Genomic DNA, 24,377 nt, shown 5'->3' with positions numbered 1-24,377 from the left:
GACATTATGAATGCTCAGCGTTTTTTGCTTTGCTTTCATTCATCCATCGGTAAATCACTGGTAATAAAACCAAAGTTAATATCGTAGATGAAATAATGCCACCGATTACGACCGTTGCCAAAGGTCGTTGTACTTCTGCTCCGGTTCCTGTCGCCAAGGCCATCGGAATGAAACCAAGTGAAGCTACGAATGCTGTCATTAATACTGGACGTAATCGTAATACCGCTCCTTTCCAAGTTGCCGCATGAACATTTAAGGTTGTTCTTAGCTCTTTAATAAACGTGAGCATGACCAGACCATTCAATACAGCAACACCCGATAAAGCGATGAACCCAACCCCAGCAGACATGGAAAGTGGAATATCCCTCAACCATAAAGCGACTAGTCCACCGGATAAAGCGAAAGGAACACCACTAAATACCAGTAAGCTATCTTTAAAATTGCTAAATACAGCCATCAGTAACACAAAGATCATGATGAGTGCCATAGGTACGACGATTTGCATTCTTGCAGTAGCAGAAGCAAGATTCTCAAACTGTCCGCCATAGCCTAACCAATAACCGCTAGGTAACTTTTGCTGTGATAGCTTGCTTTGCATTTCTTGTACAAAAGACCCAAGGTCCCGATCACGCACATTTGCTGTCACAACAACACGGCGTTTACCATTTTCACGACTTACTTGAGCAAGGCCTAAAATATTCTCAACCTTTGCGACGTCTTGTAACTGAATCAGACCTCCATTTGGTAAGCGAATCGGTAACTGAGCTAACTGCTGAGGCGTACGCATGTTTTCCTGCAAACGAATCACAAAATCGAAACGTCTATCGCCCTGTAAAATTTGCCCTACACTCTGCCCGCCAATACTGGCAGCGACAATATCCTGAATCGATTTAACTGATAATCCGTATTGGGCAGCCAATGCATGATCAACATCTACATTCAGTAATGGTAAACCGTCAGTCTGTTCAACTTTGACTTCACTAGCACCTTGAATACTACGTAATTGTTGAGCTATTTTCTCCGCTTCCTGATTGAGGACCTGCATATCGTCCCCAAAAACTTTCACGCCAATATCACTTCGTACACCTGAAATAAGCTCATTAAAACGTAGTTCAATTGGTTGTGAAAATTCACTGTTATTACCAGGAATCTGGTTCACGAATTGCAGCATTCTGGCACGCAATTCATCTATTGTTTCTTTAGGGTTTGGCCACTGATCGTGTGGTTTTAATAGCACGATACCATCAGAAATATTAGGAGGCATCACATCCGTAGCAACCTCGGCCGTTCCTGTTCTTGCAAAAATGGCTTTAATTTCGGGAAAAGCTTTCAATAACTGCTTTTCCACATTCTCCTGAATCTTAAGTGATTCCTCGATACCAGTACTCGGTGCACGCATGAGTTGCAATGCAAAATCACCTTCACTTAACTGAGGCGCGAACTCACTTCCTACTCTTGTTGCAACTGCACTTGTTAAAATCAAGATGCTGACCGCTGCTGTAACGACAACATATCGGAAGGCATATGCTTTATCGAGTAAGCCTGCATAACCTTTTTTCAAGGTCATCATCCAACGGCTTTCTTTTTCCTTCACTTCACCCGTAACAAACAAAGCGACAGCAGCCGGCACAAAGGTCACAGATAGAATAATTGCTCCCAATAGCGCTAGGACAACGGTCATTGCCATAGGATGGAACATTTTTGCTTCTACGCCTGCCAGAGCAAAAATTGGTAGGTACACAACCATAATGATGATCTGACCAAATATTAGTGGGCGTCGTGCCTGTTTAGCTGCAAGGAAGACCTCTGTAAAACGTTCTGAACGTGTTAATAAACGACCTTTTAAATGCTGTGCTTCAGCTAAACGCCGAATACAGTTTTCAACAATAACAACTGCCCCATCCACAATGATCCCGAAGTCTAAAGCTCCTAAGCTCATGAGGTTAGCACTGATTTTTTGTTCTGCCATACCCGTTAAGGTAAAAAGCATTGCCAAGGGAATAATACAAGCGGTGATTAAAGCGGCGCGAAAGTTTCCTAAAAAAATGAAAAGGATAACAATGACTAAAATCGCCCCTTCAATCAAATTTTTGGCTACCGTTTTAATCGCTTTATCTACGAGACTACTACGATCATAGACTGTTTCAATCACAACACCCTGAGGGAGTGATTTTTGAATTTCTTGAACTTTCTGATCAATCGCTTTGGCAATTGTTTTACTGTTTTCCCCCATCATCATCATGGCGATACCTAAAACAGTTTCCTGCCCATTATAGGTAGCACCACCAGTACGCAAGTCATGACCAATCGATACTGAGGCCACATCAGCAACCCGTATAGGTAAACCGTTTTTAGTTGCGACCGTAACGTTCTGAATGTCTTGTATCGACGTCAGCATACCCGGAACACGAACTGTGAGTTGCTGACCATTCTCTTCAATAAATCCAGCACCGCGGTTTTCATTGTTATTTTGAAGCACATCTTGTAAGTCGGTGAGTGGAATCTGCAACTGCTGTAACCGCGTCAGATCTGGTGAAACCACATAGGTTTTGTTATATCCACCAATACTATTAACCTCGGCTACCCCTTGTACGCGTTGTAACTGAGGACGAATAATCCAGTCTTGAATTTCACGCAGATCCATCGCGCTATAGGCTGAACCATCTGCTTTTTTGGCATTTGGCTCTGCTTTTACCACCCATTGATAAATCTCACCCAGTCCAGTTGAAATTGGAGACATTTGTGGATCAATGCTATCGGGTAAAGCACTCTTAGCTTCTTGTAAACGCTGGTTAATCAGCTGTCTTGCCCAGTAAATGTCGGTACCATCTTTAAAGATAATCGTGACCTGAGAAAGACCATATCTGGAAATTGAACGAGTCTGTTCCAGATTTGGAATACCAGACATGGCATTTTCAATCGGATAAGTGATCCTTTGCTCAACTTCTGGTGCCGTAAAACCATTGGCCTGACTATTGATTTGTACCTGCACATTGGTGATATCTGGCACGGCATCAATTGAAAGTTTCTGGTAGCTATAAATTCCAACACCAATCCAAGCAATAACAAACATCATGACCCAGATGGCATTTTTAATTGAAAACTGAATGATCCGATCAAACAAACCTTCAGCCTCTGGCAAATCAGGTTTATTAATGTCCATGCTCAGCCTCCCCTTTTTCAAGTTCGGACTTGAGCAAGAAACTACCTTGAGTCACATATTGCTGCTTTTCAGTAATTCCGGATTTAACCTCGACCCATTGTGCATCTGAAGAATAATTGCCTAACTCTACGGTAACTGGAGCGAAATGAATTTTGTCCTTCTCCTGTTTTGCAACAAAGACCACATTCTTTCCATCAATCTGTTGTACCGCTGCCTTGTTAACCCGTAATACCGTCGCTGCATTATTTTGTTTCAGTAACACGTTGACCATTAAGTTAGGACGTAATTCTTTTGAAGGTGTCAGCACCTTGGCCCGAACCTGTAATCGACCAGTTTGACTATCCGCTTCTGAAGTTAAACTTTGTACCTGCGCTTTGAAAATATTGTTCGTTTGCAGTGATTTAAATTCAATTTCCTGATTAGGCTGAATATTGGTATTTGTACTTGGTAACACAAACTCAACCCATAGTTGATCTAGGCGATCAATCACAAATAATTGTTTTTCAGGGCCAATTTGCTCACCAATGACAATATCTTTATTACTGATTACACCACTTAAAGGCGCCGTTAAAACATATCGACCGCTACTTGAACGATTCGCTCCCAAGGCACTTAAACGGCTATTTGCAGCCTGTACCTGAATTTGTGCCTGACGATAAGCATTGTAAGCACGTTGATAATCTTGACGTGCTGAAACACCCTGTTCCCACAATTGCTTTTCACGTTGATAATCTTGCTGAGCTAATGTGAGTGCTTCTTGTGCCATGCTTAAGTTAGCTTGTTGATCGACCAAATCTGGTACAAATAAAGTCGCAAGCGCTTGCCCCTTTTCAACTTGTTGTCCCAGCGCAACATTTACGCTATCCACTCGTGCAGAAAAAGTAGAAGAGACATGTGCTTGCTGGTCTGTATTTACGACAAGTTTGGCAGGATAAGAAAGACTCTGCTCAACTTCTCCACGTCCTACTTGCTCTAACTTCACACCATATTCAACCAGTTGCTTAGAAGTCAGATTTAAACTTCCTTCCTCTTTTTCAGACTCACTATGGCCTGCTTCACCTTCTGTATGTCCTTCTTCACTTTTCTCAGTATTAGGCTGTTTTTTCCCTGAGAAAAATAACCAAGCACTTATAACAAGACAGACTATCAGGAGCAAAATAGCAATAAGCCATTGGTTTTTCATTTTTTTAACTGACATTACTCTGCCCCTCCAACTGTCGGCAACTTATAAGTGTCTTGCCATAAATTTTGATTGATTTGATTTAATGCATCTCCAGCCATCACCATATTAGGATCGATCCCGAGAGCTAAACTTTCTGCTTCAATTGCTTTTTGCCAAGCAGATTTAAGTAGTTGAACTTTTTTCAACCTTTGTTCTTGTAATTGCAAGGTAGATTGCTGAACATCAGTAATTGCAAATTTACCGACTTTGAAACCAAGCAACATTTTCTCCTGTACCGTTTCTGATAAAGGAATCTGCTGTTCATTCATCAAGTTATATTGCTGCTTTAAACCAGCCAACTCGTACTGTAAGGTGCGTATAGAATCTAAGCTTTGCTTTTTATAAAAACTTTGCTGCTGGGCAATTAAGTCAAGTTTGCTTTGAGCAATTTTTAGGGCATATTGTTGACGATTAAAAATGTTTAAGGGAACTGCAATACCTACTCGAATCTGATTTTCAGTACTATTTGTATCTGCAGTTTTACTACGAACTACACCCATATTTACCGTAGGCGTAGGGCGATTTTTTGCTTTTAAATAATTAATTTCAGAATTTTGCTGTATTGCTTGAAGCCGCATGGACTGTTCTAACAAATTCTGTTTTAAGTATTGATCGATATCACCTTCATTTTTTAAAGGCCATGCACTTTTGATATCTGGACGTAAGGTGAAGTTATCTTCCGTCTCACCCCATAAGTTCGCCAGTTTTCGTTTGGCACTACTCAGTGATAATTCAACTTCTTGATATAAACGCTGATTTTCAACATGCGTCATTAAAGTCCGGTCTAAATCAACCTGAGCAATACTGCCTGCTTGAAAGCGTAAACGCGTAGCATCAAGAAAGTTTTGACTTGTTCTTAACTGAGCTTTTGCAACCTCATGTTGAAGCTCTAAAATTGATACTTGTGACCATAAATATTTAACAGCCAGCTTCAGTTGAGCATCATACAGAACCTGATTTAGCTCAACTTGATTTTGCTGAACAGTTGCTAGTTTTTTTGCCGCGGAGCGTACACCAAAAATATCTAGCTTTTGGGAGATCCCAAGTTCAAGCTCCTGATCTTTTCCAGAGTTAAAACCCGTTTGCTGTACTGAAACAGTAGGATTTTCCCATAGCTGGCTCTGCTTGATATTACTGTCTACAATATCTTGTTGAGCTTGCCAAATTCCTGTTTGAGTCTGAAACTGCTTAACCTGATCTAACACTTGGTCGAACGTTAAAACATTCTGTACGCGCTGCGCTTGAGTATTCTCAGCAAGATTTTGATTTGAACTAGCAGCAGTTGTTATCACACTAGCTGAAAGTGCAACAGCAACAACTAATGATTTAAGTACCCAAGAGGAACTCAGACTAACGAAACGTTTTTCGTATAAAAAAATAGACATAAAATAACCCTATGAAATAAATAATATTTCTGGTGGGCTAATTTTCGGCTACCCCACCTATAGCAGGGTTAAAACAGGAGGCGGATCTTGTTTAGAGATATGAGGGGACTTATAAGAATTGGACCAATAGTATTGTTGTTTGAGCTCAGATGATCGCATTAACGGTGAAACAATTTTTTCTTGCGCTTCTACAATCACAACATGAAAACATGAAGGTAAATGATCATGATGATCAGACAAGTTCAAAGGAGCTTTGTGAGTGGTCCCTGCGACGTCAGTCTTTTCAGTATGGCCATGCTGTGAAATTTCATAATTCAACGCTGCATGATGACCAAAATGATGCAATGCTTTTTCCTGATTTTCATGGGCGCAGAATGCCGCTGCCACATTCCATAAACTTTGGAATATGAGCAAACAGAACAAGACGGACATGAAAAGTGCAGAACGTGGCAACAGCACACCATTAAACTAAAAAGTTGAACAAGGGCACTATAGCAGGCTCATCGCATGTAATAAAATTACATCTCTGAAGGCCAACACAGAAACAATACCGAATAACTTGGATTAAAGATAAATAAGCCATTAAAAATGTTTATCTTTATAGCTAGAAAGCTAATTATTAAATAATTAGCTTTCTGCAAAAATAAAAATTATTTACGTTTACATGTTAAATGATGATTCTTACTTTTTTCTGTTTTAGCTTTTGTTTCTTGCTGAGACTTAATATTCTTTTCGAGGAATATTAATCCTCCATCAGCATGAGCCAAACTCGTTGAAAGAAATAGAACCATCAAAGCCGATTTTATATTTAATTTAATTAACATCATAATCACCTAATCTAAATATTCCGAATGTATTTAAGGAGTTAATCCTTAAATACATATAATTTTTTGCATGCCTCGATTCATCAATTCAGTACAATCTTCCGATTCTTTGAAAAGCATGCACATTTCACTTTTCTACTAAAACCAACTAAATAATGAAGGAAGAACACCATGCGATCGCAGCTCATCAAAAAGTTGGACCAACGCAGCAATCCAGATAAACCAAACGACTTGAGTCAAAAAAAGACGAAAATGCTTTGGTGAGACTTGATAAAAATCTGGTTCTTTAAAATTCTGGAAACTGAGTAAAAAACGGGGAATTGTCTTTACATAATCTGTATATGCTGTTCCATATTTTTCACTTAAAAAAGCTTCTTCTTGACTAATGACATAATGGTAATAACAGAAGAAATAAAGCGTGAATAATATGGGAAAAATGAAAGTCTCAGTAATCAACATGATTCCGAGTCCTCCCAAATAGCTAAACAGATATAGAGGATTTCGACACAGAGAATATGGGCCGTCAGTCACTAACTTGGCATTTTTAAATCCGGAAATGTAAAGACTGCACCATATTCTTCCCATTACTCCGATACCAACAAATAGCCATCCAAAAACCCATAAGATATGTTCTACAAATGCCGCCTGAAAATGCCATTTGCTAAAACTTAAAGCGAGAATAATAGCCAAAACAAAACCAATAACTCTGGAACTCACAGTTCGAACACGGGGGGAAAATAAAATATTCATTTCCATAATCCCCCATCACTGTGAATACTCAGAGACAAGGTAACTGTTTTGTTTAGATGATATTTCTGTTCTTCAGAAAAATTTGATGGAAACTTATATTCTGCCTTTTGATTAGAATAAAGACGTGAATATCTAAATGAGTAATCCACATAGAGGACTACCGTGCCTTGTTTACACATACAATTAACCCTTTGAAATAAATAAATTTCTAGTGGGTTATTTTTCGGCTACCCCACCTATAGCGGGGTTAAAACAGGAGGAGGATTTAAGTCTCCAAGATACGGAGACTGATAAAAATTAGACCAGTAATAGACTTGTGAACGCTCATGTACATATACAACAGGTTCTTGAGCCTGTTTGGCGTTATCAGTCATGACTACATGAAAACATGAAGGTAAATGATCATGATGATCTTGCCAACTTAGTGGAGCATTATCAGAATTTTCTACAATACCAACATGTTCAGTCTGCATATGGTCTGAAGATTGATACACATTTAAATCTGCATGATGACCAAAATGTTGTAATGCTGTTCCCCTATTTTCATGCACACAAAATGCTGCTGCCACATTCCATAAGCTTTGGAATATAAGCAAACTAAACAAGACGGACATAAAAACTGTAGAACGTGCCAACGGTACACCATGACGTAAATTGCACAAAGTCACTATAGCAGGCAATCTACATGTAATAAAATTACAGAATCTTGATTTATAGGTTCAGTTCTTGTAAATCAAATTGTTCCTAAATTTTCTTTCGTGGCTAAAAATCTAAAAATTAGGATTTCAAAAAAATACTGCCTAATTGTAAAAACTATAAATGCAGCTTTTATATCCTTTCACCTCAATTAGTTGCAAACAGTAAGTTTAGCAAACTACTAATACCTTAAAAGCCGAGCGGATAATTTAAAAACTTTAAGATCGCATTACAGCAAAAAGATGAAATACGTTTAAACGTGTAACACGTATGGCACTTTATTCTTTAGCAATGGCATTTGATGTAGTCATAGTAGCACCCTCTCTTATATGATCAGATTTAAGAGGTGACTTTAATAAATAAGAGTTTGATTCATAAAAACAGAAAAACCAGCCCTTAGGCTGGTTTTTCATTTACGGATAATTAACCCGTAATCTTTTTGTATTTCGTACGTTTTTGAGATGCATCTTCGCCTAAACGTGACTGACGGTAAGCTTCATATTCTGCATAGTTACCAGTGTAGAATTCTGGCTGTTCGTTCTCAAACGACAAGATGTGCGTTGCAATACGGTCAAGGAACCAACGGTCATGCGATACCACCATTACCGTACCTGGGAACACAAGAATTGCATCCTCAAGCGCACGTAAAGTTTCAATATCCAAGTCGTTCGATGGCTCATCCAGTAAGATCACGTTTGCGCCCATCTGTAAGATCTTCGCAAGTTGTAAACGGTTACGTTCACCACCAGACAATTCACCTACACGTTTTTGCTGATCTTGGCCTTTAAAGTTAAAGCGACCAATATAAGCACGTGATGCGATTTCGTAATCACCAATTTTCAGGATATCTAAACCGCCAGAAACTTCTTCCCAAACGGTTTTATTGTTATCCAAGGTATCACGAATCTGACCTACGTAAGCCACTTTAACCGACTCACCTAAAGTCACAGTACCCGTATCCGGTTGCTGTTCGCCAGTCATCATACGGAATAAAGTGGTTTTACCCGCACCGTTTGGACCAACGATACCCACAATAGCTGTTGGAGGTACGGTAAACGTTAAGTTTTCGTACAACAAACGGCCATCGAATGATTTGCTGATACCTTCAACTTCCACAACTTTATTACCCAAACGCGGGCCAGGTGGAATATAGATTTCAGACGTTTCATTACGTTGTTGGAATTCTTTAGAGTTAAGCTCTTCAAAACGTTCCATACGTGCTTTGTTTTTCTTTTGCTGACCCTTCGCATTTGAACGAACCCATTCAAGTTCTTTTTTCAATGCTTTAGCAAAAGATTCTTCTTGTTTCTGCTCTTGTTCTAAACGAGCATTTTTCTGTTCTAACCAAGAAGAGTAGTTACCTTGGTAAGGAATACCATGCCCACGGTCAAGCTCCAAGATCCACTCGGCAACGTTATCAAGGAAATAACGGTCATGCGTAATCGCAACGATTGTGCCAGGGAAATCTTTCAAGAAACGCTCTAACCAAGATACAGACTCTGCATCCAAATGGTTCGTCGGTTCGTCAAGAAGAAGCATGTCAGGCTTAGAAAGCAATAAACGACAAAGCGCTACACGACGACGTTCACCACCTGAAAGTAATGTTACATCTGCATCCCAAGCTGGAAGGTTCAAGGCATCTGCCGCGATTTCAAGCTGGTTATTTAGGTTGTGCGCATCCCAAGCATGGATAATTGATTCTAATTTTTCCTGCTCTTTTGCAAGCGCATCAAAATCTGCATCTGGGTCTGCATATTCTGCAAATACCTGATCTAGACGTTCTAAAGCATCTAAAGCTTCACGTACGCCATCTTCAACGTTACCACGAACGTCTTTAGTTGGATCAAGTGGCGGCTCTTGCTCTAAATAGCCGATTTTAATTCCAGGTTGTGCACGAGCTTCACCTGAGAAATCTTTATCTACGCCAGCCATAATACGAAGCAAGGTAGATTTACCCGCACCGTTCAAACCGAGAACACCAATTTTGGCACCCGGGAAAAATGATAAAGAGATGTCTTTTAAGATTTCGCGCTTTGGCGGAACCATCTTAGACACTCGGTTCATCGTATAAATATATTGGGCCACGCAGGACTCCTCAATTGAAAAACCAACAGATCGCAATGAGCGAAAAATAGTAGCTATTATATGCTGAACGCGGCAAAAAAATAAGGCGTGATTGAGTTTAATCGGTTTTTATGACTGATAAATGTCGTCAAAATTGTTTCCTGATATAAAAAATGCATGACCTTGAATCATGCATTTTTCATTTATCAGAATGCGGAGAGTTGAACTGATTTACATAGATTTATTTAATGAAATTATTGACTAATAAGTTTTTAACATCATCTACCCGACCCGACATTAATGCTTTAATTGCATAGAGTGAGGTTGATGAAACCTGATTCAGGTTAGGATCTGGCGGCATTACCAGTTCCATCGGATTGGTATGAACATCGAGTAAAGCTGGGCCATCATGTTTTAAAAAACTTTCAACTGCCTGCTCCAACCCGTCGCCATGCTTTATTGTTTGCCCATGCAAACCAATTACACTAGCAAGCTGACCAAAATCAGGATTGAGCAAATCAGTATAATGGTCAAGCAATCCTTCAACTTTTTGTTCAAGCTCTACAAAATTCAACGAACTATTGTTAAACACCACAATCTTGATTGGTAATTTTTCCTGAATTGTAGTGAGCAGGTCGCCCAGTAACATGGCTAAGCCACCATCTCCACACAATGCAATAATCTGGCGATTCGGGAATGCTTTTTGTGCTCCAAGTGCTTGTGGCATGGCATTGGCCATAGTGCCATGTAATAAGCTGGTAAAGGTTCGACGTTTGCCATTGACGTCAATATGTCTTAATACCCACACCATCGGTGAACCACCATCTCCGAAGAAAATTGCATCCTGATCTGCATAGCGGTTGAGTAGCGAAACCAGATATTGTGGATGGATCAGCCCATCTTTACCTACCCGCTCTTCTTTATGGCGTGTTTCATCACTCTGATGTTTCAGCGCAAGACAATGATCTAGAAAGTCACGTTCATGACGTGTTTCAAGTAGTGGCAATAAAGCATCGAGCGTCGATGAAATTTTACCCACGGCGCCCAATGTAATTGGATGGCGTCGACCCAAATGAGTCGGATCAATATCAATTTGCAAGATTTTGGCATGACTTGGATAGTACTGTGCCCATGCAAAATCGGCACCCAGTAAAATTAGTAAATCACAATCCATAAGGGTGTGATAACCCGCTTTATTACCAAAAATACCTGTCATACCCATATTGTATGGATTGTCATATTCGACAAAATCTTTGGCACGTGAAGTATGTGCTACGGGAGCTTTTAACTTCTCTGCAAAAGCCACCAGTTGGTCATGCGCACCCTCACATCCTGCCCCTGCATAAATTCCAATTTTTTGATGCTGTGAAATCAGATCAACAATCTGTTTGAGCTCAGATTTACTCGGCAAAATATCGGGATCTGTTTGGCGTGGTACAAAAGGTAGACCTGCTTCAGCTGACGCTTCACTGATATTCGCAGGAACAATGACCACGGCGACACCACGCTTGGTCAGTGCAGCCTGACAAGCCATACTCATAATATGTCTGGCTTGTGAAGGTTGGGTTATTTCTTCACAGAAAACCGAATTTTTGGCATAAACCGATTTAAAATCGACATATTGTGGAAAGTCGATAAATCCAGCCATCTCGGTGGAAATCTGGCTGGCAATCAAGATGACTGGGGCACGATTACGATGCGATTCATACAAACCATTAATAAAGTGCAGACTCCCTGGTCCACAAGATCCTGCACATGCTGTTAAGTGACCACTGAGTAAAGCATCCGTACCTGCTGCAAAGCCACCAACCTCTTCGTGGCGTACATGAATCCATTCAATTTTACTCTTAGACATGGAGTCGGTGACATGGTTTAAGGTGTCACCTACAATACCGTAGCAACGTTGAACACCTGCTTGTTCCAGCACCTCAATGATAATGTCAGATACTTTTTGAGTACTCATTACTTCACTTCTCCAGCTTTTTTATCATGAATTGAATTACTTTTGCTTTTTATAGTGTTCTTGCAAGGTTCAGACTGCCAGTAAGTTTTTGTGGCGTTCTCTCAACATCATGTAAATTTAATTCAGTGATCTGAAAAAATTAAACTAAGTTCTTTTATGCTTAAAACTGCTGAACTTTACATAAAAACATCTAAATCATGCATAAAGAGTATGCTAAAAAATCTGGATTATTCTTTGACCACTTCGATGATAACAATGTCACATACATACCGAGACGAAACCTTAGCCATTCACGCAGGCTACACTCCTGAAGCAACAACCAAAGCGGTCGCTGTTCCTATTTATCAAACCACTTCTTATGCCTTTGATAATACACAGCATGGTGCAGACCTTTTCGACTTAAAAGTACAAGGTAATATTTATACTCGTATTATGAACCCCACCACTGCTGTACTTGAGCAACGCCTTGCTGCACTCGAAGGAGGCATTGGTGCTTTAGCTTTAGCATCGGGAATGGCAGCCATTACTTATGCCATTCAGACCATTACTGAAGCTGGAGATAATATTGCTTCTGTCTCAACTTTATATGGCGGTACATATAACTTATTTGCCCATACACTACCAAAACAAGGAATTGAAGTTCGCTTTTTTGATTATCAAAAGCCTGAAAGCTTGCGTAATTTAATTGATGATAAAACTAAACTTGTCTTTGTTGAGTCAATTGGTAACCCGCTCGGCAATATCATTGATCTAGAAGCAATTTCAAAAATCGCCCATGAATATGGTGTACCTGTCGTTGTCGATAACACGGTTGCTACCCCTGCTTTATTAAAACCATTTCAATATGGCGCCGATATCGTTATCCATTCGCTTACTAAATATATTGGTGGCCATGGCAATAGTATTGGCGGTGCAATTGTCGATAGCGGTAAATTTCCTTGGGGTAAATATCCAGAGCGTTTTAAAGTTTTGAATACACCAGACCCAAGTTATCACGGGGTTAATTATGTCGAAGCTTTAGGTGAGGCTGCCTATATAGCACGAGCTCGTGTAGTGCCATTACGCAATACAGGCGCAGCTATTAGCCCGCTCAGTGTTTTCTTAATTTTACAGGGTCTAGAAACGCTTAATTTACGGATGGAACGCCATACTGAAAATGCACAGAAAGTCGCGGAATATTTGCAAAATCATCCAAAAGTAAAATGGGTCAATTACGCAGGCTTAAAAGATCATCCACAACACCAACTTGCGCAAAAATATGTAAAGGGTAAACCTTCTGCAATTTTATCCTTTGGTGTTCAAGATGGTCGTGAAGGGGGTACTCGCTTCATTGACGCTCTACAGCTATTTACTCGTCTGGTGAATATTGGTGATGCGAAAAGTCTGGCGTGTCATCCTGCAACAACCACTCACCGCCAGCTTAATGAACAAGAATTAAAAGCTGCCGGCGTAAGTGAAGATATGGTTCGTCTTTCTATCGGTATTGAACATGTTGATGACCTGATTGCCGACTTAGAACAAGCACTTTCAACTGTATAATTTTTAAACCAATAAATAAGCCTCTGGAATATAGAGGCTTTTTTATTTTCATTTGATTTAATCCTTCACAATAATTAATGGATTAGGGTAATAATTTAGAGTTTTTACTCTAAATAAATTGTTAAATTTCATATATTTACATACTAGACAATTTTTATACATCTATTAAGATAGGGCAATATTTAGGAGTTCATCAGGATGAACCAACGGTTGTAAAAAATAAAAATTACATACCGGAATAAATAGCCCCTGCCCCTACTTAGGTAAAATGCTGTGAATAAAAAATTAGAAGCTCTGTTCCAAGAAAAGGTACAAGGTAAAGTCATTTTAGTGACAGGTGCCTCAAGTGGAATCGGTTTAACGGTTTCGAACAAACTTGCTGACGCTGGTGCGCATGTTTTACTGGTTGCCCGTACTCAAGAAACATTAGAAGAAGTGAAAGCAGATATTGAAAGCCGTGGCGGTCAGGCATCAATTTTCCCATGTGATCTTAACGACATGGACATGATTGATCAGGTTTCTAAAGATATTTTAGCTTCTGTTGATCATATTGATATTTTAATCAATAACGCAGGTCGCTCTATTCGTCGTGCTGTTCATGAGTCTTATGATCGTTTCCATGACTTTGAACGTACCATGCAATTAAACTACTTTGGCGCTGTACGAATGGTGCTTAATATTTTGCCTCACATGATTCAACGTAAAGACGGTCAAATTATTAATATTAGTTCAATCGGCGTATTAGCAAATGCAACACGCTTCTCTGCTTATGTCGCTTCTAAAGCTGCGCTTGATGCATTTAGTCGTTGTCTTTCTGCCGAAGTTCATGCGCATAAAATTGCGATCACATCAATTTATATGCCTTTAGTGCGTACCCCAATGATCGCACCAACCAAAATTTATAAATATGTACCAACCCTTTCACCTGAACAAGCAGCTGACTTAATTGCTTATGCAATTGTGAAACGTCCAAAACGTATTGCGACGAACTTAGGCCGTTTGGCGTCTATGACGTATTCAGTCGCGCCAGGCATCAACAACATGTTTATGTCGATTGGTTTCCGCCTGTTCCCAAGTTCTGATGCAGCAAAAGGCCAAAAAGCTGAGAAATTGAACTGGGCACAAAAAGCTTATGCACGAATTTTCCCAGGTGAACATTGGTAATTTGACATATTAAGATGAGTTAAAAATAAAAAAGCGCTTCTTAAGAAGCGCTTTTTTATTTAGGCTTGTTTACGCATCTAGAAATTCAACATGCCCTGTTTTAACATCGTAAATCGCACCAATAATTGCAATCTCACCACGGTCTAGCAGGTCTTTAAGTACTGTGCTGTTATTAATAATATATTGGATGTTGTAGTGAACGTTCATTGCTGTCACCTGATTAATAAAAGCTTTGTTTAACTCACGTGGTTGCATAATGTCATATACGCTTTCTACCGAACGCATGAGTGGTCCAAGCACATATTGAATATGCGGCATTTCTTTCACATCAGAAACTTGTTTTTCCTGTAACCTTAGCTGACATGCACTGGTCACTGCTCCGCAGTCGGTATGACCTAAAACTAAAATGACTTTAGAACCTTTGGCCTGACAGGCAAACTCAAGTGAACCTAGTACTTTTTGACCTGCGATATTACCAGCAATCCTTAAACTAAACAGATCACCAATACCCACATCAAAGATCATTTCGGTAGGCGCACGTGAATCCATACATCCCAAAACAGCCGCAATTGGGTGTTGACCTTCATCTGCAGTGACACGGATTTGACGGTAAATATCACGTTGTAAACGTTCATTTTTTACGAAACGTTCATTACCTTCTTTAAGTAAAGTAACCACCTGCTGCGGACTTAATTTACGCTGTAAATCTCTAGTACTAATGTAAATATCAAGAACTGCATCATCTACTTCTTCATAGTGCTGTTTAAACCCTATAAGCTTCAAATCAACCTGACGCTTAACTGCCGTTTCATTTTGATAATCTTGAATGACCTGATATATATCGGGATCAATCGAGTCACATTGAGTCGCATCAATAATCAACTGCTGATCTTTATGAACATGTTCCAATGCAGAAATGAGCGCTGAACGATTAAGAAAAGTCACTTGTGATGGAAGCTCAATACGGGTCACGATTCCGTGTAAATGCTTTTCTTTATAAACACGAACGCCTTTATTGAAGTTGCCATATAAAATAAACGCACTACTGGTAAATAGACCCACCAAAATTCCGGTTAATAAGTCTGTCAGCAAGATTGCAACAAGGGTGATAATGAAAGGTAAAAACTGTTTCCAGCCTTTTTGATAAAGCTGTTTAAATAGCTTTGGATGAGTCAGTTTAAAACCAGTCACGATTAGTATCGCTGCAAGTGCAGACAATGGAATCATATTCATGAGTTGAACAAAGAATAAAACTGCTAGTAGCAATAATATGCCGTGAATAATCGTGGAATATTTACTACGTGCGCCTGTATTTGCATTTACAGAACTGCGGACAATGACTGAAGTGACTGGCATGCCGCCAATTAAACCTGAAACAATATTGCCCGCGCCTTGTGCCCACAGTTCACGATTAGGTGGAGATGAACGCTTTTGAGGATCAAGTTTATCTGCGGCTTCTAAGTTTAGTAATGTCTCTAAAGACGCCACAATCGCGAGTGTAATTGCTCCGGTATAAATTAATGGTTCAGCCAGATAGCTAAAGTCTGGAAAAACCAATACCTCTTGCGGCGCTTGCAATATGTTTGGTAGTTGAATCAAATTATTGGTTTGTACTGCCCAAGGCGAGCCGATATTCATTAACACAAAATTTAAAACTGCTGCAATGACCACAGCAATTAAAGCCGAAGGTATGGCCAACTTTTTAAGTGGACTATTATCCCAAGCTAAAATTAAAAATAAACTCAGTAGGCCAATAAGCGCTGCGCCAGCGTCAAAGTGCTGAAGAAAAGTATCAGGTGTAGCAGTCCAAACGTTTTTCCATGAAAAGTCAGTCAGCCCAAATAAATATGGCAACTGAGTCACAATCAGAATAGCACCAATAGCAGCCAATAATCCTAAAATGACGTTGTTTGGAATAAAGTTAGCAAAGAAACCTAACTTAAATATTCCAAATAGAATTTGTAAAATTCCTGCAAATACAATACACAATAAAAAGGCGGCATAGTTGCCGCCTAATTGATCTAACTGTACAAGGATGACCGCAGTCAGCCCTGCTGCTGGGCCAGAGACACTGATGTGAGAACCACTCAGTAGGCCAACAATAATTCCACCAACAATCCCGGCAATAATACCCGAAATGATTGGAGCGCCTGAGGCTAAGGCAATACCCAAACATAAGGGTAACGCCACGAGAAATACGACCACTCCCGAGAGGAGATCGTTTAAATGAAATCTATTTTTCAGTTCTAAAGCCGGCATAAAAACAACCATTTATAATATAAAAAAACAATCAATTTTTAATGTAACTGCCTGAAAGTGAGGAACTTACTTCAAGGCTTTGTCGATATTGTCTGACAACTGAAAAGGGTTAAAGTTGAGTTATGCTATAACGTTGTATAGTTGATTGTAGATTTCACAACGTTTTTGTTGATCTTAAGATTCACCTCATCTTTACCACTGCGATTTCTGAAAAAACGAATTCCACGCTCTCTAAAGCAAACTACAAAACAATAAAAAACCTCCCGTTTGGGAGGTTTCTTTAGGTCTTCTAAAGGCTCTTATTTAGAACCTTTAATTCCTGCTTGTAGTAACAATGCGCCAAAACCACCAATTTTTTGCTCTTGTGGTTTTTCTTGTTTGCTACGTTGTGGACGCTCAACCTGATCTTTACGTGGTTGTTGAGGACGCTTACCTTGTGGTTTACGCTCAGAACGCTGTTCATTATTTTGCTCACGACGCGGTGGACGCTGTGCTTTAACAGGAGCTGCGCCTTCTGCGCGCATACTCAAGTTCACACGGTTACGCTCAGCATCAACTTGCATCACACGTACTTGTACAATCTGACCTGGTTTAACTACTTTATGCGGATCAGAAACAAACTCATTTGCTAATTCAGAGATATGAACTAAACCGTCTTGATGTACACCAATATCAACAAAGGCACCAAAGTTTGTGACATTGGTAATTACACCTTCAAGCTGCATGCCTTCAGTCAATTGACCCACTTCAGTGATATCTTCGCGGAATTTAGCAGTACGGAACTCTGGACGCGGGTCACGACCTGGTTTTTCAAGTTCAGCTAATACGTCTTGAACTGTTGGCAAACCAAATTTGTCATCAACAAATTCATCAGCTTTTACTTGGCGGATGATTTCGGTATTACCAATAATGTCTTTAACTGTCGTCGCTTTCGCCACAACAATTTTCTCAACAAGACCATAACTTTCAGGGTGAACAGCAGAAGCATCTAAAGGTTCAGAGCCATTTTGGATACGTAAGAAGCCGGCCGCTTGTTCAAAAGTGCGCTCGCCTAAACGAGGTACGCTTTTCAACGCTTGACGGTTATCAAAACGACCATGCTCTTTACGGTATTCAACGATTTGCTGAGCAATCGCTTTGTTTAAACCTGCTATGTAAGCCAAGATTGCTGGTGAAGCAGTATTTACATCAACACCAACAGCATTCACACAGTCTTCAACTACCGCATCAAGTGTTTTTGCCAAACCAGTTTGATTTACGTCGTGTTGATATTGACCTACACCAATCGATTTCGGATCAATCTTCACAAGCTCAGCAAGTGGGTCTTGTAAACGGCGAGCAATAGAAACTGCTCCACGAATTGAAACATCAAGCTCTGGAAGTTCTGCCGAAGCAAGTTCACTTGCAGAGTAAACAGATGCACCTGCTTCGCTTACAGTCACACGTGTTAATTTAAGGTCTGTGTTTGCAGCCATCATTTCAGCAACTACAGCTTCTGTTTCACGGCTCGCAGTACCGTTACCAATCGCAATAAGCTCTACGTTATATTCACGACACAAACGAGCTAATTCAGCAATTGAACCTTCTTTGTCTTCTTTAGGCGCAAATGGATAAATCGTGCTATGAGCAAGTACATCACCTGCATCGCTTACGACAGCCAGTTTTACACCCGTACGAATACCAGGGTCAACACCCAAAGTTGTACGGCTACCTGCTGGGGCAGATAACAATAAATGACGAAGATTTTCAGCAAATACTTGCATTGCTTCTGCTTCAGCAGCAAGACGTTTTTCTGTTAGCAATGAATGCTCGATTTGAGGACGAACTTTACCTAACCAGAATAATTTTGCAGTTTGCTTTAAGAAATCTTGGCGAGTTTGTGGCTGAACTTGATCAAGGTTGTATTCAGTTTCAATACGCACCAAAGGTGCATCATCTTCACCATCTACTTTTAAGCCAAGTACGTTTTCTTGACGGCCACGTAACATTGCCAATAAACGATGAGAAGGTAGTTTGTTTAAGCCTTCAGAGAATTCAAAGTAATCGCGGAACTTTTTACCAACTTCTTTCTTTTCTTCAGAAGCAACTGTACTTTTTAATACTGCTGTTTTTGCAAAAGTTGCTTTTAATTCTGTAGTCAGCGCAATGTTTTGTGCCCAGTCATCAATCAGAATATGCTGAATTGCATCTAACTGACTTTCAACATCTGGATATTCTTCATGACTAAAACCAGCCAATGCTTCTGTCGGGTCAATTTGTTCTGCAATAATTTTTTCAGCGATTGGTCCTAGACCCGCTTCTTTCGCCTTGAAAGACTTACTCGTACGCTTAGGACGGTACGGTGCATAAATTTCTTCTAAAGCATTTTTTGTTTCGGCTGCATTCACCCGCGCCAATAAGTCATCATTCAATTTATTCTGTTCTTGCAATGACTGAATGACCTTTTCACGGCGCTCATATAAATCACGTAAATACGCTAAACGAGTATCTAATTGGCGTAACTGCGTATCATCTAAACCTTGTGTTACTTCTTTACGGTAACGGGCAATAAATGGAACACTGGCACCTTCGTCAATTAAGCGGATGGCAGCTTCTACTTGGTTTGGACGTACGGCAAGCTCACTTGCCAACTGCTGAACTAAGTCAGTCATCGTGTTTGATCCCACAAGGATAAAGTTTAAAAGCAATGATTATAAAGACCAAGCCCATAAAATCCACACTTGTTTGCGTATTCAAAACGTTTTTTTGTATTGACTATGAATTTTTCACATTCTTATCTTAAAAAAACTCTTTTAAAACCTGATCTATTTGTCATTCTACTTTTCAAGTCAAACTTTATTTAAAGATAGGAGTTGTAGCAACTCTTCTAGCATCCAATTAAATTTTTTAATACAAATTACGAGAAAATGAACATATTGATACATGGCTAGAAGGTTTAAAAACTTCATTTTTCTTCTTTTTATATATAAATTTTGAACCTATCATCAATAAAACATCTAGCAATGCTTGTAAAAACTAAAGAATAAATGAATAGAATTTTTTTAAATAATTTATTTGAAACAAATATTTATTAAAATTTAATCGATAAAAATCTAGCGAATGATTGAATATTTGGTTTTTTATCGCGGGCTTTGCTAAATTATGGGCATAAGATGTTGTTTTTTGGTTTCAAGCACCTACGAAAATTGTAATTTTGAGCAAATTGATACATAGTCTTAACAAGAACATCGGCATTATACTGAGGGCTTGCTGGCAATAAGCCTGAGCGCCCCAATAATATATAAATTATGACTTTAAAAGGGAGTACATCATGAGTTTAGTTGTACCTGCTGAACATCCTGAAACCGTACATAACGAAACGGATCGTGTCGAGCGCATTTTAGTAGTCGATGACGATGTGCGTTTACGTACCCTCTTGCAACGCTTTTTAGAAGATAAAGGCTTTGTTGTAAAAACTGCCCATGACGCTTCGCAAATGGATCGTTTATTACAACGTGAGTTATTTTCTCTTATCGTTCTCGATTTCATGTTACCCGTTGAAGATGGTTTAAGTATTTGCCGACGCTTACGTCAGTCAAACATTGATACTCCTATTATCATGTTAACTGCTCGTGGTAGTGACTCTGATCGTATTGCTGGTCTAGAAGCTGGTGCAGATGACTATTTACCAAAACCATTTAACCCTAATGAGCTTCTAGCACGTATTCGCGCAGTATTACGTCGTCAAGTTCGTGAAGTTCCAGGTGCTCCAAGCCAACAAGTTGAAGTAGTTAGTTTCGGCCCATGGTCTTTAGATCTATCTACACGTACGCTTACTCGTGAAGGTCAAATCGTTACATTGACTACAGGTGAGTTTGCGGTATTGAAGGCTTTGGTACAGCATCCACGCGAACCATTAACACGTGACAAACTCATGAACTTGGCTCGTGGTCGTGAATGGGGTGCAATGGAACGTTCTATTGATGTTCAGGTATCTCGTCTACGTCGTCTGATTGAAGATAATCCAGCACGTGCGCGCTACATCCAAACTGTGTGGGGCGTGGGTTATGTGTTTGTTCCAGACGGTGCTGAATAAGTTTGAGATAAAATAGAGTGACTTTAGAGCCAATTCCACCACAAAACTTTACCGATTACGTTACGTACTCAGAGCGTAAACGGACGAGGTGGGAACGTTTTCTCGACAAGATTAAGCCACGTTCTGCTGCCATGCGTACCACTATTTTGGTACTGCTGGTGGTGTTCTTTAGCCTGTTTATGTCATTGTGGTTTTTTTGGCGCACTCTCTATTTACCAGAAATTCAACAACATGCCCGTTATCTGGCTGTTGAACTAGAACTGGTCAATAACCCCAATATTCGTATTTTACATGGTAATAACGAAGTTGATATCGATACCTGGTTACGTAATCGGGTTGGTATTGAATACATAACCGATCCTAAAGAATATCCTAGTGTCCGCGATAAAGTTATTGCCGAGTTTTTTACTAATCACGTTGAGCAGAAACTAGCCAATGAGATTGGCACTAAGGACGTTACGGTTTACTTCCAATTTAAACCAAGCCCTCGTATTTGGATTCAAACTCCTGAAATGCATGGTAATTGGGTCCGTGAGCCTCTAAAAACATATGCAAACTATAGCCCTGAACTATTAATTGGATGGGTTGTGGGTGTTCCTTTAGCCTCAGCCATCATTATTTTGATTTTGGTTCGACAAATGAACCGCCCTTTGCGTCGTTTGCAAAATGCTGCCAATGAATATAGTAAGTCAGGAACAGCGCCTTACCTAGATACCAATCATGGTCCACTAGAAATTCGCCAAGTAAATCAAGCCTTTAATCGCATGGTATATACGCTTGATCAAACCGAGCGTGAACGACGGATTATGTTGGCTGGTATTTCACATGATTTGCGCACGCCCCTTACACGTATTCGTTTAACAGCAGAAATGTTGCCTGATGAGTTTTTTCGTGAAGGCTTGGTGTATGACGTAGATGATATGGATGCGATTTTAAATCAGTTCATCTCGTATATGCGCGACGGTTCAGATGAAGAATTAAAAGACACCAATATCAATATGTTATTGCAAGAATTAATTGTTCAGTTTAAACCGCTTGATATTCGTTTCGAGATGCAAGATGTACCGATTATTCCTGCACGTAGCCTCTCATTAAAACGTCTGATTGCCAACCTAATTAATAACGCAAAGCGTTATGGTGCAGAGCCAATCGAACTCAGTGCAAAAGTTGAAAATGAACATATTTTGATTACGGTGGCCGACAATGGTGAAGGCATTCCTGAAGACCAAATTGAAGAATTAATGCAGCCTTTTGTAAGAGGTAACTCTGCTAGAACCATTCAAGGTAGTGGTTTAGGTCTTGCAATTGTTAAACGTATTGTCGATATTCACCAAGGTGAGATCCAAATTCATAACCGTGAACAAGGTGGCTTAGAAGTTATTATTTCGTTACCTATCCCAAAACCAGCGGCTGAAGAAAATACCACGACAAATCCGTTAGAAAAAATTAAACAAACTTTAAGTGAGCGCTTTTAATTTGATCGAATGATCATTTAAAGCGCTATTTTAATTTTTTAAAAAATATTTAAAATCAATTAAATATAAGTCATAAAAATAAATTATACCCACATTTATTTAAAAAATTAGACCTTAGCCTAACACCTATGCACTTTTCATTTTTTCATAGCTAAAATCCCGTATGTTTTGACAATATTGAGGATGTCCAATGTCTTTAAGTCGTATTCGCCTAGCTTCTCTTCATGACAAGGTCATCAGTGCTGAACAAGCTGCGCAATTCATCGAAAATGGAATGACCGTTGGTATGAGTGGTTTTACTCGTGCCGGTGAAGCTAAAGCTGTTCCACAAGCACTTGTAGAGCACGCAAAGAAAAATCCGTTAAAAATCACATTAATTACGGGTGCTAGCTTAGGTAATGACTTAGACAAACAACTCACGGAAGCAGGTGTTTTATCTCGTCGCATGCCATTTCAGGTAGACAACACTTTACGCCGCGCAATTAACAATGGCGAAGTCATGTTTATTGACCAACATTTGTCAGAAACTGTCGAGCAAATGCGTAACCAACAACTTAAACGTCCAGACGTTGCAGTTATTGAAGCAATTGCAATTACTGAAGATGGCGGCATTATTCCAACAACTTCAGTTGGTAACTCTGCAAGCTTTGCTATTTTTGCCGAAAAAGTGATTGTTGAAATCAATACCTCTTTAAGCGAAAGCTTTGAAGGTTTGCACGACATCTACATTCCGACTTATCGTCCAACACGTACGCCAATTCCATTAACAAAAGTGGATGAGCGTATTGGTACAACAGCAATTCAAATCGATCCTGCAAAAATTGTAGGTATTGTATTTAACGATACACATGACTCTCCATCAACAGTCACTCCTCCAGATGATGAGACTCAAGGTATTGCAAACCACTTAATTGCTTTCTTTAACAAAGAAGTTGCAGAAGGTCGTTTACCGAAAAACCTTGGTCCATTACAAGCAGGGATTGGTTCTATTGCCAACGCTGTATTAACAGGTTTAAAAGATTCTGATTTTGAAGACCTCATCATGTACTCAGAAGTACTACAAGACTGTACTTTTGAACTCATTGATGCAGGCAAAATGAAATTTGCTTCTGGTAGCTCAATTACCCTTTCAGCGAAATGTGGCGAAAAAGTTTTTGGCAATATCGAAGCTTACAAAGACAAATTAGTGCTGCGTCCGCAAGAAATTTCTAACCACCCTGAATTAGTTCGTCGTTTAGGCATTATTGGCATTAACACTGCGCTTGAGTTTGATATTTACGGTAACGTGAACTCAACTCACGTATGTGGTACAAAAATGATGAATGGTATCGGTGGTTCAGGTGACTTCGCGCGTAACGCACACTTAGCGATCTTTGTGACTAAATCAATTGCTAAAGGCGGCGATATTTCCTCTATCGTGCCAATGGTGAGCCACGTTGACCACAGCGAACACGACGTTGATATTTTAGTGACAGAGCAAGGTCTAGCTGATTTACGCGGTTTAGCACCTCGTGAACGCGCTCGCGCTATTATCGACAACTGCGTACACCCACTTTATCGTGATGCATTAAATGACTACTTTGACCGTGCATGTGCCAAAGGTGGACATACTCCTCACTTACTTCGTGAAGCATTGTCTTGGCATGCAAACTTTGAAGAGACAGGTCAAATGCTTCAAGCAGCACCAGTTGCAAAATCAGCTTAAATCACTGGTTTAATTCAAGCACTCCTTCGGGGGTGCTTTTTATTTGTTTAAATTATTAATAAACACTGCTCAAACTCATATTTTTATTTTATC

At 39.7% G+C, this 24,377-nt stretch carries 16 protein-coding genes and 1 pseudogene; 6 read left to right on the top strand and 11 right to left on the bottom strand.

Annotated elements, in window-relative coordinates:
- Positions 1–4: 4 nt before the first annotated feature.
- The 7 genes from ABFY81_RS11440 to ABFY81_RS11410 form a co-directional block, all read right to left on the bottom strand.
- A complete protein-coding gene (locus ABFY81_RS11440; RefSeq protein WP_347913810.1) occupies positions 5–3,163 on the bottom strand; it encodes a CusA/CzcA family heavy metal efflux RND transporter in 3,159 nt (1,052 codons plus the stop codon).
- The gene (locus tag ABFY81_RS11435) at positions 3,153–4,361 is read right to left on the bottom strand and encodes an efflux RND transporter periplasmic adaptor subunit (protein ID WP_004705147.1); all 1,209 of its coding nucleotides are present in this window, start codon (positions 4,359–4,361) and stop codon (positions 3,153–3,155) included. The genes ABFY81_RS11440 and ABFY81_RS11435 overlap by 11 nt, the downstream gene beginning before the upstream one ends.
- Positions 4,361–5,770 (bottom strand): TolC family protein, encoded by a 1,410-nt coding sequence (locus ABFY81_RS11430; protein ID WP_347913809.1) that lies wholly within the window; start codon positions 5,768–5,770, stop codon positions 4,361–4,363. The genes ABFY81_RS11435 and ABFY81_RS11430 overlap by 1 nt, the downstream gene beginning before the upstream one ends.
- A gap of 57 nt (positions 5,771–5,827) precedes the next feature.
- A complete protein-coding gene (locus ABFY81_RS11425) occupies positions 5,828–6,223 on the bottom strand; it encodes a cation efflux protein, CzcI-like (RefSeq protein WP_347913808.1) in 396 nt (131 codons plus the stop codon).
- Positions 6,224–6,420: 197 nt separating this feature from the next.
- Complete coding sequence (locus ABFY81_RS11420; RefSeq protein ID WP_019458438.1) at positions 6,421–6,594, bottom strand: hypothetical protein; 174 nt, start codon at positions 6,592–6,594, stop codon at positions 6,421–6,423.
- Positions 6,595–6,732: 138 nt separating this feature from the next.
- A complete protein-coding gene (locus ABFY81_RS11415) occupies positions 6,733–7,350 on the bottom strand; it encodes an isoprenylcysteine carboxylmethyltransferase family protein (protein WP_347913807.1) in 618 nt (205 codons plus the stop codon).
- 230 nt (positions 7,351–7,580) lie between these two features.
- The gene (locus ABFY81_RS11410) at positions 7,581–7,979 is read right to left on the bottom strand and encodes a cation efflux protein, CzcI-like (protein ID WP_254626892.1); all 399 of its coding nucleotides are present in this window, start codon (positions 7,977–7,979) and stop codon (positions 7,581–7,583) included.
- A gap of 283 nt (positions 7,980–8,262) precedes the next feature.
- On the opposite strand from ABFY81_RS11410, the pseudogene ABFY81_RS11405 reads away from it, so the two are divergent.
- Positions 8,263–8,373 (top strand): annotated as a pseudogene (locus ABFY81_RS11405) (hypothetical protein); the annotation flags it as partial.
- A gap of 90 nt (positions 8,374–8,463) precedes the next feature.
- On the opposite strand, the gene ettA reads toward ABFY81_RS11405, so the two are convergent.
- Complete coding sequence (gene ettA / locus ABFY81_RS11400; RefSeq protein ID WP_004705132.1) at positions 8,464–10,125, bottom strand: energy-dependent translational throttle protein EttA; 1,662 nt, start codon at positions 10,123–10,125, stop codon at positions 8,464–8,466.
- Positions 10,126–10,345: 220 nt separating this feature from the next.
- Positions 10,346–12,067, bottom strand: coding sequence for a thiamine pyrophosphate-dependent enzyme (locus ABFY81_RS11395; protein WP_077168912.1), 1,722 nt, complete (start codon positions 12,065–12,067; stop codon positions 10,346–10,348).
- A 255-nt stretch (positions 12,068–12,322) separates the two neighbouring features.
- Here ABFY81_RS11395 and ABFY81_RS11390 point away from each other — a divergent pair, with 255 nt between their 5' ends.
- Positions 12,323–13,606: an aminotransferase class I/II-fold pyridoxal phosphate-dependent enzyme gene (locus ABFY81_RS11390; RefSeq protein ID WP_347913806.1), complete on the top strand. Its 1,284-nt coding sequence runs from the start codon at positions 12,323–12,325 to the stop codon at positions 13,604–13,606.
- Positions 13,607–13,879: 273 nt separating this feature from the next.
- Complete coding sequence (locus ABFY81_RS11385; protein ID WP_004705127.1) at positions 13,880–14,770, top strand: SDR family NAD(P)-dependent oxidoreductase; 891 nt, start codon at positions 13,880–13,882, stop codon at positions 14,768–14,770.
- A 69-nt stretch (positions 14,771–14,839) separates the two neighbouring features.
- Here the strand turns inward: ABFY81_RS11385 and ABFY81_RS11380 are convergent, their stop codons facing one another.
- Positions 14,840–17,029: a SulP family inorganic anion transporter gene (locus tag ABFY81_RS11380; RefSeq protein WP_200027076.1), complete on the bottom strand. Its 2,190-nt coding sequence runs from the start codon at positions 17,027–17,029 to the stop codon at positions 14,840–14,842.
- Positions 17,030–17,328: 299 nt separating this feature from the next.
- On the bottom strand, positions 17,329–19,680 hold the full coding sequence (locus ABFY81_RS11375; RefSeq protein ID WP_347913805.1) for a Tex family protein: 2,352 nt from the start codon (positions 19,678–19,680) through the stop codon (positions 17,329–17,331).
- A gap of 659 nt (positions 19,681–20,339) precedes the next feature.
- On the opposite strand from ABFY81_RS11375, the gene ompR reads away from it, so the two are divergent.
- The 3 genes from ompR to ABFY81_RS11360 all read left to right on the top strand — a co-directional run bounded on the left by ompR (position 20,340) and on the right by ABFY81_RS11360 (position 24,284).
- Positions 20,340–21,104, top strand: a complete 765-nt coding sequence (gene ompR, locus ABFY81_RS11370) for a two-component system response regulator OmpR (RefSeq protein WP_000060753.1) — start codon at positions 20,340–20,342, stop codon at positions 21,102–21,104.
- A gap of 17 nt (positions 21,105–21,121) precedes the next feature.
- A complete protein-coding gene (locus ABFY81_RS11365; protein ID WP_039251064.1) occupies positions 21,122–22,579 on the top strand; it encodes an ATP-binding protein in 1,458 nt (485 codons plus the stop codon).
- Positions 22,580–22,769: 190 nt separating this feature from the next.
- Positions 22,770–24,284, top strand: coding sequence for an acetyl-CoA hydrolase/transferase family protein (locus ABFY81_RS11360; protein ID WP_002116671.1), 1,515 nt, complete (start codon positions 22,770–22,772; stop codon positions 24,282–24,284).
- The last annotated feature ends 93 nt before the right edge of the window (positions 24,285–24,377 follow it).

This window comes from Acinetobacter sp. WA-87 (genome assembly GCF_039938935.1).
Taxonomy (GTDB): Bacteria; Pseudomonadota; Gammaproteobacteria; order Pseudomonadales; family Moraxellaceae; genus Acinetobacter; species Acinetobacter seifertii.
This window is presented reverse-complemented; position numbering and strand designations above follow the sequence as displayed.